Below are 15,846 nucleotides of genomic sequence, written 5' to 3'. Positions count from 1 at the left end.
CGATTCAGTGACTTCTCACGTTCGATTCCACGACCAAATGTCTCTCCATTCCCGCATTTGCGCCGGTCGGCCTTCGAAATTGTCCGACGCGATGCAATGGCTATACCTTTGCCATAAGAATGTCGCCGAAAAGTAATGGCGACGACACGCTCGCGCGGCCCGCCGCGGTCCGGTCTTCAGCGGTTGAACCTGCGTTCCATCAAGCGCTGGACCTGGTCGCGGTGGACGGCGGACCAGGCTTGGACCCGGACTGCCCACCACGGGGCGACGTCGCGGGGTTTGGCGGTGACGGCGTGCGTGACGAGGTCGGAGGCTTCGTCGACGGTCAGGCCGGGCATCCGGCCGAAGTCGGTGGGGGCGCTCATTCTGGTGTGCACCAGTGGCATGTAGACCGAGGTGGTGGTGACGTCGTCACCGGCGATTTCGGCGGCGACGCTGCGCAGCCAGACGTCGAAGGCCGCCTTCGAGGCACCGTAGGCCGACCAGCGCGGACTCGGCGGCATGAGCACCCCCCAGGTGGAGACGTTCACGATGTGCCCCCGCCCGCGTGCGCGCATATCGGGCAGCAGAGTCAGCAGCAGCCGCACCGGGCCGAGATAGTTGATGTCGATGGTGCGGGTGAAATCGTGGAAGCGGTCGTAGGATTCGGCGATAGGACGTCGAATCGACTTGCCGGCGTTGCTGATCACCACATCGATGTGTCCATACTCGGCCAGTAGCGTCCGGCCGAGCCGGTCGACGGCATCCATGTCGGTCAGGTCGGCCGGGCAGGCGTGGGCTACGCCGCCCGCGGCCGTGATGTCGGCGGCCAGCCGTTCCAATTCGGTCCGGGAACGCGCCACCAGCAGCACCACCGCCCCCGCCGCGGCCAGCTTCCGGGCACTGGCCTTGCCGATACCGTGCGAGGCCCCGGTCACCAGCACCACCTTGCCCGCGACGGCCTCCCGCAAGGACTCCGCGGTGGGCCGGAATGTCGGGTACAGCAGCCGGATCGCCACCCGCTCGGCGAGCGACCGCCGACGGTGTGCGACCGGAGTCTCGTCCACAGCTCTCGACTGTATCGCTGGACTATTCCACTACCCGCCGGAACGAATGATCTGTTCGATATTGCGCTCGGCCAGCGCGCTGATCGTCAACGCGGGGTTCACGGTTCCGGTGCTCCCGGGCACCGCCGCCCCGTCCATCACATAGAGGTTCCGGTAACCACGCACCCGGCCGTACTCGTCCGTCGCGCGCCCGATCACTGCGCCGCCCAACGGATGGGCGGTGAACGACGCGTCCGCATCCAGGCCCGATCGAGCAAAAAGCTGACCGCTCTTACCGATCATGGTGTTGTTGACTTCGCGTGCTCGCGCGAGATATCTGGCGGCGCCGCCGGTTGGCCACAGCAGGTCCACGCGCCCGTCCGCCGGATCGCAGACGAACCGGCCGCGGGTGTCGTCGAGCACGATGCCCAGCGATCCGAGCAACCCGATGTCGAAAGGCGTCGTGCCGGGGATGAACCAGTTCTCCAGCGTCACGGGTGCGCCCGCCTCGTCCAGAATCCGGCTCGCTGACGGCGCACCCTGCGTGCCCATATCGAGCGCGGTGAGTGGCCGGGCCAGGGCGACGTCACCGTTGCTGCCCCAGCCCTCGCCGATGTGCTCGTTCAGGTTCGGCAGCGCGCCGGTCGCCCTCGCGCGCACCAACAGCTCGGAGGTGCCCAGGGAGCCCGCGGCCAGGAACAGCATGTCGCAGGTCAGGGTCCGGGTGCGGAGCACCTCGCCGGTCGGGGCGAGTTTGGTCACGGCGACGGCATAGCGACCCGGCGCTCCCGGCACCTCGGCGATGGTGTCCACGCGATGGCCCGGGTAGATCCGGGCGCGGCCGGTGTCCTCGGCACCGAGCAGGTAGTTCTGGTTCAGATCGAACTTCGCGCCGTTGGAATTGCCGAGGTCCGAACAGCCCACCGTCGCCGACGCCGTCGATCGCCCGGCCAGCTCGTCGCGGATGACGTCCCACTTCCAGATGCCGTCGATGGGCTGCGGCGTGTATCCGGCCGCGCGGACCTGTTCGTCCCAGGCGCGGGAGTGCGTGAACGCGGAGGAGTTGTAGATGTCGTCCGGTATCGGGCTGAGCCGCAGCATCTTTCGGACCCTGGGGTAGTAGACGTCATGCATCTCGCGATAGTCGACCACCCCGCGGAATACGTGATCGAAGAACCGTTGCTCCGGCTCGATCATCACCCCGGTGAACACGACCGAGCCACCGCCGACACACGCGGCGCGCCACACGTCGATGCCCGGGTAGTTGCAGACATCGAGGACCCCGCCGAACGGATCGAAAGCAAGCGGGATCCTGTTCACCCCGGTGAAGGTGGTTCGATGCCAGAAGCCGCGGCCATCCGGAATCGTGTCGACGGTGAAGATAGTGCGCCACGGATCATTCGGCCAGCGCGATCCGCGCTCGAGCACTGCGACGTCCATCCCGGACTGCGCCAGGCGCAGCGCGGTGACCGACGCCCCGAACCCTGATCCGACGACGATCGCCGGTACATGATCGGCGGGATCCGGCAGGGGTTCGAAGATCTCCGGCACCAGCGTGCGATATTCCGGCGTCTTCGAGCTCTGGTCGAAAACGTCGGCTCGTGCGACAGATTTGGCCGCGCCTGCGCTCGCGAAGCCCAGCGTCGCCGCAGCCGCGCCGACGCCCTGTATGAACCTGCGCCTGTCCATGGTGGGCCCCTCGCCCGATCCGAACGTCACTCCATCACCTTCGAGCAGCTGCGACAGCCCATAGCGAATCACTATCATAGGGAGCGGGTCGGGGGTGAGAGGTGACGATGTTGACTCGCACATGGACTCGGTGGCTGCTCATGCACGGCTTCCTGCGGACCTACCTCCGGTGGTCGGCGCGTCGTGGTGAGCCGCTGGGGAATCTCGCCCTCCACCCGGACAGCTTGCTCGGCTCATCGCCGTATATCGAGGACATCCGGCGGCAGGGCCGGATTCCCCGGATGTCGGGGGTGCACATCACCGCGGATTACGAAATCTGCCGGCTCGTCCTCCGAGACCGGCGCTTCGGCGTGGTCTCGCCGAATCATCCAGCCCTGCCGAAGCCGATCCGCTGGATGCTGGCCAAGACTGATCCGGGACTTCCCAACCTCGGAGAACCGCCCTCGATGCTGGTGACCGATCCGCCGGATCACACCCGGTACCGGCGCATGGTCGGGCACGCATTCGGCCCGAAGGCGATCGCGACGCTGGAGGAGCGAGTCGCCGAAGTGGCCGATGACCTGATCGACCGCCTGGATTCGAATCCTCGACCCGATCTGATCAGCGATTTCTCCGCGCAGATGCCGGTCACGATCATCGCCGAAATTCTCGGGCTGCCGCAGGACATGCATTCGACCCTGCTGAAATGGGGAGACTCGGGTGCACCACTGCTCGAACGAGGCCTGGACTGGACCACGTATCGCGACGCCGTCAAAGACCTGGCCGAAATCAAACAGTACTTCGACCAGCACCTCGATCGGCTCACCGCCGAGCCGCGCGATGACGTGCTCAGCATGCTGGTCGCGAATGACGAACTCACCCGCCGCGAGCAGATGGCCAATGCGGCCCTGCTCCTGGATGCCGGATTCTTGACGACGGTGAACATGCTCGGCAACGGAATCGCCTTGCTGACAAGCCATCCGGACCAGCTGGAACTGCTGGCCGCAAGGCCGGAGCTGTGGCCGAACGCGGTCGAGGAAATCCTGCGCTACGACGGTCCCGTGCGGATGACCGGCCGGGTGGCGAACTGTGACGTCGATATCGATAATCAGCACATCAGATCGGGTTCCCTGGTCCTGCTGTCATTGGCCGGAGCCAACCACGATCCCACGGTCTTCCGCGACCCCCAGCAATTCGATGTGACCAGGGACAACGCCGCGGAGCATCTCGCGTTCAGCAGCGGGATACACGGCTGTCTGGGAGCCCGGCTCGCCCGGCTGGAAGGTGCCATCGCGCTGCGAGCCCTTTTCGAGCGGTATCCGGATCTGCGCCTGGACGGCCCGCCGATCCCGCATCCCCTGCGAAACCTGCACGCCTACCGCTCCATGCCCGCCAAGGTATCCGCCGACTAACAGGGCCACCTCCAGCGGGAATGTGGACCCGGGGGGTGAAGGTGGTCTCCACCTTTGGTGGCTTTCCGGCGCAACCGCCGACCCGGAAGATTCTTTTCCAAGTAGTGCGACAAATGCCAGCAAATCTGTCGCACCTGGTACACGAATCAAATCCCGGGAGTTCACGAATGCAGTCCACCTTCGTCGCGCACATTCGCGAGCAGGCCGCTACCTATGGCGACACTCGGCGCTACACGTATCTGCGCGAGCAGGGCCGCGAATTGATCGAGCAGCCGGCGAGCTATCGCGAACTCGACCGCGATGCCCGGGCGATGGCGGTCTGGCTGTCACAACGCCCGGAGGCCGACCGGCCGGTGCTGCTGCTGTATCCCCCCGGACTCGAATTCCTGCGGGCCTTCCTCGGCTGCCTCTATGCGGGCGTGATCGCGGTACCTGCCCCGGTTCCGCACGATGCGCGCAGCATGCAGCGCGCGGCGGGGATATTCGCCGACACCGGGACCGGTCTGGTGCTCACGACCGGTGAGATTCGGGATCCGCTCGCCGCCTGGGCTCGCGAGGCGGGCGTGCAGGTGTCGGTGGCCGCGACCGACACCGCCGAGCTCGGCGATCCGGAGACCTGGGCGATGCCCGAGATCGATTCCGGCACAGTCGCATTCCTGCAGTACACCTCCGGCTCCACCAGTGCGCCCAAGGGTGTGGTGGTCACCCACCGCAGTCTCGTGCACAATGCGGCCGCCACCAGCACGGCCCTCGGCGCCACCGATCTCGACACCGCCGTCGGATGGCTGCCGCACTTCCACGACATGGGATTGATCGGCATGCTGCTGCAGCCGATCTACCACGGCGCGAACTTGGTGTTCATGTCACCGATGACGTTCCTCAAGCGACCGGTGAGCATGCTCGAGGCCATCCACCGCTACCGCGCCCGCGCCACTGTCGCGCCGAACTTCGCCTATGACCTGATCGCCCGGCGCGTGAGCGACGCGCAGTTGGCGGAGCTCGACCTGTCGTCGCTGCGGGCGGCGCTCGTCGGTGCCGAACCGATCCGGCCACGGACCCTCGAGGCGGTGATCGAGCGGCTGGCCCCGGCGGGATTCGCCCCCGACATCTTCACCCCCGGCTACGGCATGGCCGAGGCGACGCTGATCGGGTCCATCCGCCCGCCCGGGCGTCCGCTCGACTGTCTGACCGTCGATCCAGCTCAGCTCGAAGCCCACCGGCTGGTGCCGGCCGAGCATGGAACCCGCCTGGTCGGTAACGGGCCGGCGGTACCGGGAATGGAGATCCGGATCGTGGATCCGCACACCCTGCAGGCGCTGCCCGATGGTCGGGTCGGCGAGATCTGGATCGCCGGAGACAGTGTGGCACAGGGCTATTGGAACCGACCGGAAGAGACTCGCGAGACGTTCGGTGCGCGCATCGCCGGGCAGGGACCGTATCTGCGCACCGGCGACCTCGGCGCGATCCATGACGGCGAAGTCTTCGTGAGCGGCCGGCTGAAGGACGTGATCATCGTCAACGGCCGCAATCTGTACCCCCACGACATCGAGGAAGCCGTCCGCGCGGAGCACCCGGCACTCACCGACTCACTGGGAGTCGCGCTGGCCGTGGAAACCGGCCGGCAGGAGCGGTTGCTGCTGATCCAGGGCGTGCGGACCACCGCATTGGGCGAATCGACCCCCGCCGAGTTGGCAACCCGCATCCGCGCCACCGTGGCGGCGGCGTTCGACCTGCCGGCGCCGAATGTGGTGCTGGTGGAGCACCGCAGCGTGCACCGCACGACCAGCGGCAAGGTGCAGCGCAGCTCCATGCGAGCGGCCTTCTTCGACAGCACCATCGACTCGGTGCTGCACGAACAGATCGAACCGTCCGTCCAACAGCTGCGCACCAGCGCCCTGGCCACCCTCGGCTGATCCGACAGCCGAAACCACAAGGGGATCACCACGATGCACACGTACACGGTTGCCGGCGCGGCAGCCCCGATCATCGAGTGGCTCGTCGAGCGGGTCGCCGGCTATCTGGACCAGCCCGCCTATAGCGTCGACACCACGCTGCCGCTGGCCGAACTCGGCCTGGACTCCGTATCCGCGGTGAGCCTGTGCGGCGAGGTCGAGGACGAATGGGATCTCGAACTCGACGCCACCGTCGTGTTCGACCATCCGACGATCGCCGAACTGGCCGGATTCATCGCGAACGAGGCTGTCCTGCACCGTGAGTCGGCGGCATGAGCGGTCAAGGCTCGGAGGCGGCAGCGCAGCGTGACCACGCAGAGCCGCCGCGCATGCCCGATGGACACAGCATGAGCGATATCGCGATCGTCGGCCTCGACTGCCGGTTCCCGCAGGCGCCGAATGCCGAAGCGTTGTGGGCGTTGCTGATGACCGGCGCCGATGCCGTCACCGAGGTGCCCGAGCAGCGCTGGCGAGCAGGCGAATTCCACGATCCGGCGGGCGGACCGGGATCGGTCAACAACCTCAATGGCGGATTCCTTTGCGATGCCGACGCATTCGACCTCGAGTTCTTCGGCATCGCGCCGCGCGAGGCGCAGGCGATGGATCCGCAGCAGCGGCTGCTGCTGCAGGCCGCCTGGCGGGCGTTCGAGGACGCCACCCTCGACCCCCGCCGCCAGTCCGGGTCGAATACCGGTGTCTTCGTCGGCGTCATGGCCAACGAGTGGGCGACCGTGCACATGCGCGACTACACGCGCATCACGCCCCAAATGGGTTCGGGTAACGGCTATTTCATGACCGCGAATCGGATCTCCTATCAGCTGGACCTGAAGGGCCCGAGTCTGGCCATCGACACCGCCTGCTCGTCCTCGCTGGTCGCGGTGCACCAGGCGTGTGTCGCCCTGTCGGCAGGGGAATGCGATCAGGCTCTCGCCGCCGGGGTGAACATCACCGTCACGCCCGCGCTCAATGTCTTCTACACCCAGGCCGGCCTGTCGGCCCCGGACGGGCGGTGCAAGCCGTTCAGCGGCAAGGCCGACGGCATCGGCCGCGGCGAGGGCGTCGCGGTGGTGGTGCTGCGGCGGCTCGCCGACGCCCTGGCCGAGGGTCTGCCGATCCACGCGGTGATCAAGGGCAGTGCGGTGAACAACGACGGGCGCAGCAACGGCATCACCGCGCCCAATCGCTGGGCACAGCAGCAGGTGATCGCCGAGGCCTACCGGCGCGCCGGCGTTTCCGCGGAGCAGGTCGCCTTCGTCGAGGCACACGGCACGGGAACGGTTCTCGGCGACATGATCGAGGCCAAGGCGCTGGGCGCGGTGCACGCGGTCGAGCGGCCGCAGCCGTGCGCGATCGGGTCGATCAAGGGCAACCTCGGCCACACCGAGGGTGCGGCCGGCATCGCGGGCCTGATCAAGGTGGTCCTCAGCCTGCGCCACCGCGTCGTCCCGCCCACCAGGTTCGCCGCCGACGAGAATCCGCGGCTGCGGCTGGCCGCCCACGGGCTGCGACTGCTGCACGAGCCGATGCCGTTGCCGGACGGCCCGATTCACGGCGCCGTCAGCAGCTTCGGCATGGGCGGGACCAATGCGCACATGCTGCTGGCCGGCGCTCCCGCGACCAGCGTTCCGGCGGCGACCGACGGCGGCGGCGTGCTCACCGTCTCCTCGAACGACCGGGATGGTCTGCGGCGCAATGCCGCCCGGCTCGCCGAGCACATCGACCACGATCCCGCCGCCCTGAATCGGCTGTGCTGGTCGAGCAATCTCGTGAAGTCCTCCGGCCGGCATCGGCTGGCGTTCGCGGTCGGCGAGCGGACGGAGGCGGTGTCGGCGCTGCGGGCGTTCGCCTCGGGCACCGGACCCGATTCCGGTGTCGCGCAGCCATTGTCGATCGGCTGGCTGTTCACCGGCCAGGGCTCGCAGTATCCCGGGATGTCGCGCGCACTGCACGAGCGCAGTCCTGCCTACCGGCGGGCGCTCGCCGAGGTGGACGCACAGCTGGCACCGCACCTGCACCGTTCGGTGACCGAACTGCTGCTCGGCGGAAGCGATCTCGTGCACCGGACCGAGTTCGCGCAGCCGGCGATCTTCGCGGTCGAGTACGCGCTGGCCCGGGTGCTCACCGACCTCGGCGTCGAGCCGGCCTGGCTGCTCGGCCACAGTGTCGGCGAATACGCGGCCGCCGCGGTCGCCGGAGTCTTCGGCCTGGCCGACGCATGCCGGCTGGTCTGCGCTCGCGGCCGGCTCATGCAGCAGCTGCCCGACGGCGGAACGATGCTCGCGGTCCGCGGCACGACCTCCGAGCTCGCCGAGTTGATCGCCGCCGAGCCCCGTGTCGCGGTGGCCGCGGTGAACGGTCCACGGGAGCTGGTGCTGTCCGGTGCCGCCGACGGCGTCGGACGGATCGGTGCGATGCTCACCGACCTCGGGATCACCGCGCGTCCGCTCACCGTCTCGCACGGATTCCACTCGCCGCTGATGCAGCCGATGCTCGACGCCTTCGCCGAGGTGGCCGGCGAATGCCACTACCGCCGGCCCGAAATCCCGATCTATTCGAGCGTGCGCGGACGCCTGCTCGACGCCGACGAGCCGATGGACGCCGCCTACTGGGTGGACCACGTCGAGGCCACGGTGCGGTTCGCCGATGCCGCGGCGGCTGCGTTGCGGGCCGAGCCCACCCACCTCGTGGAAGTGGGTCCCCGGCGCACGCTGGCCCCGATGGTCGGGCGCGCCCACGCCGGGCTCGACCTGCCGACCCAGGTGCCCTGCCCGGGACCGGATGCGACCGGTCACGAGCTCGACTCGACGGTCGCGGCGCTGTACCGCGACGGTCTGAACCCGGACTGGGACGTCCTCTACGAGCCCGCCGCCCGGGTGCGGCACCGCATCGGCGGCTACGAGTTCGCCACCAACCACCGCTTCTGGACGCAGGTGGATGCTCCCGCGCCCAGCACCGAAACACCCACTCCGACAACACGACACACGACGGACACCACCATGGATCACCTGATCGAGCTCTTCCGGGAGCAGGCCGCCGTCCTCGCGGCCGCGGCCCGGAACACTTCGGCCACACCGGAAATGCGGGTGCAGCCCACCCCCGTGGAGCAGGGTCCGGCCATCTCGGCCGCCGTCCGCGCCGAAGTCGCTCGGGTCAGCGGATTTCCGGCGGACAAGGTGAGCACTTTCCAAACCCTCAGCGGCGACCTGGGATTCGATTCGATCATGATCGCCGATCTGTTCGGCGGCCTCGCCAGGAAGTTCCCGGGACTGGTCATCGAGCCGAATGGGTTCACCCCCGCAACGACTCTCGGCGATGTGGCCGGACTCGTCGCCCGTCACCGTGGAGAGCAATACCTACCCGAACCGGTTGCCGAGCCACGACCGGCCGTCGAACCCCAGCATCGCATCGCGGATTTCCCCGAGGTCAAGGCGATCTCGGAGCGTATCGCGCTGGCCGAGTCCCTGGGCATGTCCAACCCCTACTTCCTCGTCAACGACGGAATCACCCAGGACACGTCGGTGATCGAAGGCCGCGAGGTGCTGAACTTCTCCAGCTACAACTACCTCGGCCTATCGGGACATCCCGCCGTCGTGTCGGCGGTCCAGGATGCGGTCGCGCGGTACGGCAGCTCGTGCTCGGCCAGCCGGCTGCTGTCCGGCGAGAAACCGATTCATGCCGAACTCGAGCGAGAACTCGCCGCCCTGCTGGGCACCGAGGATGCGCTCGCGATGGTCAGCGGGCACGCCACCAATGTCACGGTGATCGGGCACATCGTCGGGGAGGGCGACCTGATCGTGCACGACAGCCTGGCGCACGACAGTATTCTGCAGGGCTGCAAGCTCTCCGGCGCCACCCGGCGGCCCTTCCCGCACAACGACCACGAGGCACTCGACCGCCTGCTCACCGAGATTCGGCATCAATACCGGCGAGTGCTCGTCGTCATCGAGGGCATCTACAGCCAGGACGGTGACATCCCGGATCTGCCCGCGCTCATCGCGGTGAAGAAGAAGCACCGCGCGCTGCTCATGATCGACGAGGCGCACAGCATCGGAGTGCTCGGCGCGACCGGCGCCGGCATCGGCGAGCATTTCGGCGTCGACCGTGCCGATGTGGAGCTCTGGTCGGGCACCATGTCCAAGGCGCTCGCCGGGTGCGGTGGGTACGTGGCGGGTAGCGCCGAGCTCATCCGATTCCTCAAATACACCACGCCCGGATTCATCTACAGCGTCGGCATCACCCCGCCCAACGCCGCGGCATCGCTGGCGGCGCTTCGGCAGCTGCGGTCCCAGCCCGCACTGCTCGAGCAGCTGCGGAGCCGGTCGGAGCTGTTCCTGAAACTCGCCAGGAAGGCCGGCATCGACACCGGCGACAGCTTCGCCACGCCCGTGATCCCGTGCATCGTCGGTGATTCGATGAAGACGCTGGCACTGTCGAATGCGTTGCTGCGGCGCGGAATCAACGTCAATCCGATCCTGTACCCGGCCGTGCCCGAGAACCTGGCCCGGCTGCGGTTCTTCGTCACGGTGTGCCACACCGAGGAGCAGATCCGGCACACCGTACGGGTACTGGCCGAGGAATTGGCCGCATTGCCATGAGCCGGTATCTGATTCGGCCCGCCGACGAGCAGGGCCTGAGGTTGTTCTGTTTCCATCACGCCGGCGGCGGCGCCTCGCTGTTCCACGGATGGCAGCGCGCGCTGCACCCGCACGCGACGGTCTGGACGGTGCTGCTGCCCGGCCGCGAGCGCCGCGCCGCAGAAGCCCGCTTCACCGACATCGAGGCACTGCTCGCGGAGCTCGACGATCAGCTGGACGAGTTCCTCACCGAACCGCACCTGTTCTTCGGGCACAGCATGGGTGCTCTGATCGCCTACCGGTTGGCCTGCCGCCGCCTGCACAGCGGGCGAACCACTCCCCGGGCGCTGCTGCTGTCCGGGTATGCCGCTCCCCCGCTGCCGATGGCGTTGTCGCTGACCGACCCCCTCGACGACCCGGCATTGATCCGGCTGCTCACCGACCTCGGCGGCCTGCCCGCAGAACTGCTCGAATTTCCCGCGCTGCTGGGCGATCTGGTCGCGACGACCCGTGACGATCTGCGTCTGTGCGCAAGCGACCCCCAGGCCGCCGAGCCACCGTTGCCCTGCCCGATCCACGTCTTCGGTGGCGACGCCGATCCGCTGGCCGGCGAACTCGACCTGGCCGCCTGGGCAGGATGCACCACCGGCTTCCACGAGGTCCGGATTCTTCCGGGCGATCACTTCTACCTCACCGAACACAAGGAACTTCTGTTCCGGCACCTACGGCAGCTGCTGCGCCGGTACACCCGATCCGAGGCGAGCCTGCCATGTTGAGACGCCTTGCCACCGCCACCGTCGCCCACCCCCGGCTGGTCCTCGCCCTCACCACCGTCGTCCTCGTGCTCGCGGGCCTGATGGGAGCCGGGGTGTCCCAGCATTTGAAGGTCGGCGGATTCGACGATCCGCACTCGGAGTCCGCCCATGTCCAGGACATCCTCGACACCCGGTTCGGCGGCTCCCCCGATCTGATCCTGCAGGTGACCGCGCGTGACGGCGATGTCGGCAGCCCCGAAGTGGCAATGGCCGCACAGCGATTGACACAGAAGATCGCCGCGGAACCGGACGTGGCGGTCGTGGGCTCGTACTGGTCCACCGGTACGCCGGAGCTGCGCAGCGCGGACGGCCGGTCCGGATTGGTCCTGCTGCACCCGAACGGCAGCCCGGAAGCGGCGGCCCAGATCACCAAACGGGTCGTCGACGACCTGCCCGCCGACGACCCGGCGATCGAGGTGCGGGCCGGCGGCAAGCTCGGCCTGACCAACGACATCGAGAGCCGGGTGCACCGCGATCTCGTCCTCTCCGAATCGATCGCACTGCCCGCGACCCTGCTCCTGCTGATCGTGGTGTTCGGCGGTGTGATGGCCGCGCTGCTGCCGCTGACGGTGGGCGTCGTCTCGATCGTGTCCACGACCGGGGTGCTCTTCTGGCTGGCCCACGTCACCGAGGTGTCGGTGTACGCGCTCACCGTCGCCACCGCCTTCGGACTCGGGCTGGCCATCGATTTCGGCCTGCTGACGGTGTCGAGATTCCGCGAGGAACGACAACGCGGTCACGAGCCGGAACAGGCTGTCGTGGAGGCTGTCACGACAGCCGGGCGCACGATCCTGTTCAGCGCGGCCACCGTCACCGTCGCCATGGCCGGGATGCTGGTGTTTCCCACGTCTTTCCTGCGGTCGGTCGGTATCGCCGCGATCGTGGTGGTGCTGCTGGCCGCGCTGGCCGCGGTCGTCGTCCTGCCGGCGCTGATGAGCCTGCTCGGATCCCGCGTCGATGCCCTGGCATTGCGCCGCCGCCGGGATCTGCTGGCGCAGCCGTCGCGATTCTGGCGGCGCACCGCGATGGCCGTCACGCGCCGGCCGCTGCGGGCCGCGCTGGGAGTCATGGCGCTGCTGCTCCTGATGGGAATCCCGTTCGCGCACGCACAGTTCGCGACATCGGACGAGCGGGCGCTGCCGGCCGACTCCGCTGCCCGGCAGGTCACGACATCGATCCGCGACGACTACCCGGCCGACATGTCCAACGCCGTCACCGTGCTGTCCGAGCACGACCCGCAAGCGCTGGAACCGCTCGCCCGGCAGGTCTCGACCATGCCCGGCGTCCGCCACGTCGACGGCGCCTTCGGGCGGTACGAGGATGGCGTGCTGGTGACCGCACCCGGGTCGACCGCCGCCCGATTCCTTTCAGGGACAACCGGATTCGTAGAGGTTCAGCCGTCGACGACCGTCCAGAGCCCGGCTTCGCAGGCTGTGGTGCGCGCGATTCGCGCACTACCGGGGGACCATTCGGTGGGCGGGCCGACGGCGTCGCTGATCGACAGCCGCGCCGCGATCACCGGCCGGCTGGCACCGGCGCTGGCCATCATGGCGGGAGCGACGCTGGTGTTGCTGTTCCTGTTCACCGGGAGCATCGTGGTGCCCATCAAGGCGCTGATGCTGAACATCTTCATGCTCTCGGCCGTGCTGGGCGCCCTGGTCTGGGTGTTCCAGGACGGTCACCTGGCCGGGCTGCTCGGTTTCACTCCGGCACCGCTCAACATCGCGATGGTGGTGCTGCTGTGCTGCATCGCTTTCAGCCTCTCGGTGGACTACGAGATCTTTCTGCTCGGCCGCATCAAGGAGGCCCACGACGCCGGCGCGGACACCACTACGGCTACCATCGAGGGCCTCGGCCGCGTCGGCCGCATCGTCAGCAGCGCGGCGGCCCTGCTCACCGTGACACTGCTGTCGTTCGCGACCGGCCTGTCGTTCATGCAGATGTTCGGTATCGGCACCGCACTGGCCGTCCTCGTCGACGCCACTTTGATCCGCGGCGTCCTGGTCCCGGCCTTCATGCGCATCGCCGGCGACCTGAACTGGTGGGCGCCACGACCACTGCGCCGGCTGCACGCGCGCATCGGGTGCAAGGAATCGTCGACGGTCCCCAGCCCGCGGGCGCGGACACCGATGGTCGCCGAAGTGATCGCCATCGACAGGCAGTCGAGCGCCGGCACGGCGACTGGTCCGATCGCAGGACAACTCGCGGGATGATGCCCCTTCGCACGGCACTCGGCCGGCAGAGGTCGTGCGGCCACACTCCCGGCAAGTTGGTGTCGGCGGCCGAAACACCCACGGTTTCGCTCACACTGACGCCGCATCGATCACCGCCCGCGATCATTCGATAGATCTTGCAACCCAGGCAGATTCCGAAGGCCGCGTTGAGGATGGCCGCGATCAAGCCTTGGTCGGTTCGTCGAGCACCACCGGGCGGCGCGACAACTCGTCGATCACGGCCGGACATCGTGCCGCGCAACCGGATCCGGCACGCGGCGAACGACTCACGGCGACATGAGACACCGTTCGAGCCCGCTGCTACAAGGAAGTTCGATAGTCAGAGATCGTTCGGATCGTGGTGTTCTGCGCGTCGCGGCACGGCGAAGAATCCCGCGAAGACGGCGGCGAGAATTCCTACGCCCCACCACAGCGTGAGCCCGAACGTGCGGGAGAAGTTCTCGGCGCTGGCCTTTTTGCCTGCGTCGCTGAGGATTTCGGCGACCCGATCGGGCTTTCCGGGCTGGGTGGACGGACCCTGAATCGCCTGGCAGCTCGCAGGGGTCTCGGTGGGGTTGGTACCGGCCGATCTGTCGTGCACGCATGCCCGGAAGCCGGAGAGGACCTGCGCCTGCGCTTGTGTGTTCAGGCCGGCCGCGGTGAATTCGGTGCGGACCCGGGGTGCGACCACGTCGACGCCGCGGCCGGAACCACTGTCGAGCTGGGCGAAGAAGACCACGCCGGCGAGTGCGACCCCGAGTGCGATGCCGAGCTGCTGAGCGGTGTTCAGCAGACCGGACGCCGAACCGGCGTCGTCCTTGGGGACCTCGGCCAGCACGAAATCGATGGTCGGCGAGACGACCAGGCCGAAGCCGAGACCCGAAATAGCCAGCGGCGCAATCATTTCCCACGAGGCGATCGCGGTACCATAGTGCCACGCGGCCCACACGTAGCCGGCGAAGCCCGTCGCATTGAGCAGTGCTCCCGCCATCAGCACTCGCCGCCCGTACCGGGGTACGAGCACCTCCACGGAGATGCCTGCCGCCGCCGCAGCGCCGACAGCGAACACGCCGAAGGTCAGACCGGCCCGCAGCGGCGACCAGCCGAGGCCGACCTGCATGTAGAGCGTCCAGACGAGGAAGAAGCCACCGAGCGCGATCCAGAAGATCAGCCAGAGCGCACTGCCGATCGAGAACGACCGCCGCCGGAACAATCCGAGCACGATCAGCGGTGAACCGATCGTCCGGGTTCGCCGGTTCTCGTGGACGACAAGGACCGCAAGCATCGCGACCGCGCCGGCCATCATGACGAGAGTCCAGGCCGGCCAGCCGAATCGGCGCCCCTCGGTGAGCGGGTACACAAGCATCGCGATCGCGGCCGTGGCGAGGGTGGCGCCGACGAGGTCGAGCTTCGGAGCGGTCGCGGACCTCGATTCGCGCACCACGAACAGGGCCGCCACGACGGCCGCGATACCGACCGGGACATTGACCAGGAAGATCGGCCGCCACTGCAGGTCGAACACATTCCAGTCGACGAGCACACCGCCGACGGTCGGCCCGACCACTGCCGCCGATCCGACCACGGCGCCGAAGATGCCCAACACCCGGCCGCGCTCGTCGCGCGGGAATGTGACGTGGATGATCGCGAGGATCTGCGGCACCATCAGCCCCGCGCTTGCGCCCTGGAGAAACCGCGCGACGATGAGCATGCCGGGACTGACGGCGATGCCGCACAGCGCCGAGGCGATGGTGAACCCCGCAACGCCTGTCAGGAACACCCGGCGGCGGCCGTAGATGTCGCCGAGCCTGCCACCGGTGATGAGGACTGCCGCGAACGCCAGCACGTATCCCGCCACGATCCATTCGAGCTGCGCGTACTGCGCCCCGAGGTCACGTTGGATGCTCGGCACCGCGACATTGACGATGGTGGAATCCAGCAGATCGATGAACCCCGCGACGAGGACCACGGCGAGCGCGATCCAACGTCTGCGGTCCGGCGGCGTGCTGGGTGCGGAGTGGTCGCGGTCGGGCGAATCCGCATCGTCACGGTTGTGTTGTATGGCGGCACACCTGCCGTCCGGTCGGGCTTGCGGCATCGCCACGTGGGTTATTTCCGTACGGTGGCGAGGCTCATCAGGGACGGGTCGAAATGCCCCACCGGCCCCTTCCCAGCAGGCACCGCACGCCC

The 15,846-nt window shown here is 68.0% G+C and carries 9 protein-coding genes and 1 pseudogene; 6 read left to right on the top strand and 4 right to left on the bottom strand.

Annotation, left to right across the window (positions count from 1 at the left end; translation table 11 throughout):
* Positions 1-176 precede the first annotated feature (176 nt).
* Both ACFXKA_RS36440 and ACFXKA_RS36435 read right to left on the bottom strand, forming a co-directional pair.
* Positions 177-1,046: an SDR family NAD(P)-dependent oxidoreductase gene (locus ACFXKA_RS36440; RefSeq protein WP_379430829.1), complete on the bottom strand. Its 870-nt coding sequence runs from the start codon at positions 1,044-1,046 to the stop codon at positions 177-179.
* Between the two features lie 30 nt (positions 1,047-1,076).
* A complete protein-coding gene (locus ACFXKA_RS36435; RefSeq protein WP_379430851.1) occupies positions 1,077-2,714 on the bottom strand; it encodes a GMC oxidoreductase in 1,638 nt (545 codons plus the stop codon).
* Positions 2,715-2,821: 107 nt separating this feature from the next.
* Between ACFXKA_RS36435 and ACFXKA_RS36430 the strand changes: the two genes are divergently transcribed.
* The 6 genes from ACFXKA_RS36430 (at position 2,822) to ACFXKA_RS36405 (ending at position 13,659) form a co-directional block, all read left to right on the top strand.
* Positions 2,822-4,105 carry a cytochrome P450 gene (locus tag ACFXKA_RS36430; RefSeq protein ID WP_379430828.1) on the top strand — a complete coding sequence of 428 codons (1,284 nt, stop codon included), beginning with the start codon at positions 2,822-2,824 and terminating at the stop codon, positions 4,103-4,105.
* Positions 4,106-4,272: 167 nt separating this feature from the next.
* Positions 4,273-6,018, top strand: coding sequence for a fatty acyl-AMP ligase (locus ACFXKA_RS36425; RefSeq protein WP_379430827.1), 1,746 nt, complete (start codon positions 4,273-4,275; stop codon positions 6,016-6,018).
* Positions 6,019-6,051: 33 nt separating this feature from the next.
* A complete protein-coding gene (locus tag ACFXKA_RS36420) occupies positions 6,052-6,333 on the top strand; it encodes an acyl carrier protein (RefSeq protein WP_379430826.1) in 282 nt (93 codons plus the stop codon).
* A 71-nt stretch (positions 6,334-6,404) separates the two neighbouring features.
* Positions 6,405-10,652 (top strand): type I polyketide synthase, encoded by a 4,248-nt coding sequence (locus tag ACFXKA_RS36415; RefSeq protein WP_379430825.1) that lies wholly within the window; start codon positions 6,405-6,407, stop codon positions 10,650-10,652.
* A complete protein-coding gene (locus ACFXKA_RS36410; RefSeq protein ID WP_379430824.1) occupies positions 10,649-11,407 on the top strand; it encodes a thioesterase II family protein in 759 nt (252 codons plus the stop codon). The genes ACFXKA_RS36415 and ACFXKA_RS36410 overlap by 4 nt, the downstream gene beginning before the upstream one ends.
* Positions 11,401-13,659 (top strand): MMPL family transporter, encoded by a 2,259-nt coding sequence (locus ACFXKA_RS36405; RefSeq protein ID WP_379430823.1) that lies wholly within the window; start codon positions 11,401-11,403, stop codon positions 13,657-13,659. Before ACFXKA_RS36410 ends, ACFXKA_RS36405 begins: the two co-directional genes overlap by 7 nt.
* A gap of 127 nt (positions 13,660-13,786) precedes the next feature.
* Here ACFXKA_RS36405 and ACFXKA_RS36400 read toward each other — a convergent pair.
* Both ACFXKA_RS36400 and ACFXKA_RS36395 read right to left on the bottom strand, forming a co-directional pair.
* Positions 13,787-13,909: pseudogene (locus ACFXKA_RS36400) on the bottom strand (DUF4395 family protein); the annotation flags it as partial.
* Positions 13,910-13,999: 90 nt separating this feature from the next.
* Positions 14,000-15,754, bottom strand: coding sequence for an MFS transporter (locus tag ACFXKA_RS36395; RefSeq protein WP_379430822.1), 1,755 nt, complete (start codon positions 15,752-15,754; stop codon positions 14,000-14,002).
* Positions 15,755-15,846 lie beyond the last annotated feature (92 nt).

The sequence above is a fragment of the Nocardia sp. NPDC059228 genome, from assembly GCF_042754245.1.
GTDB lineage: Bacteria > Actinomycetota > Actinomycetes > Mycobacteriales > Mycobacteriaceae > Nocardia.
Note: the sequence above shows the minus strand (reverse complement) of the source record. Positions and strands in the feature narration are given on the sequence as shown.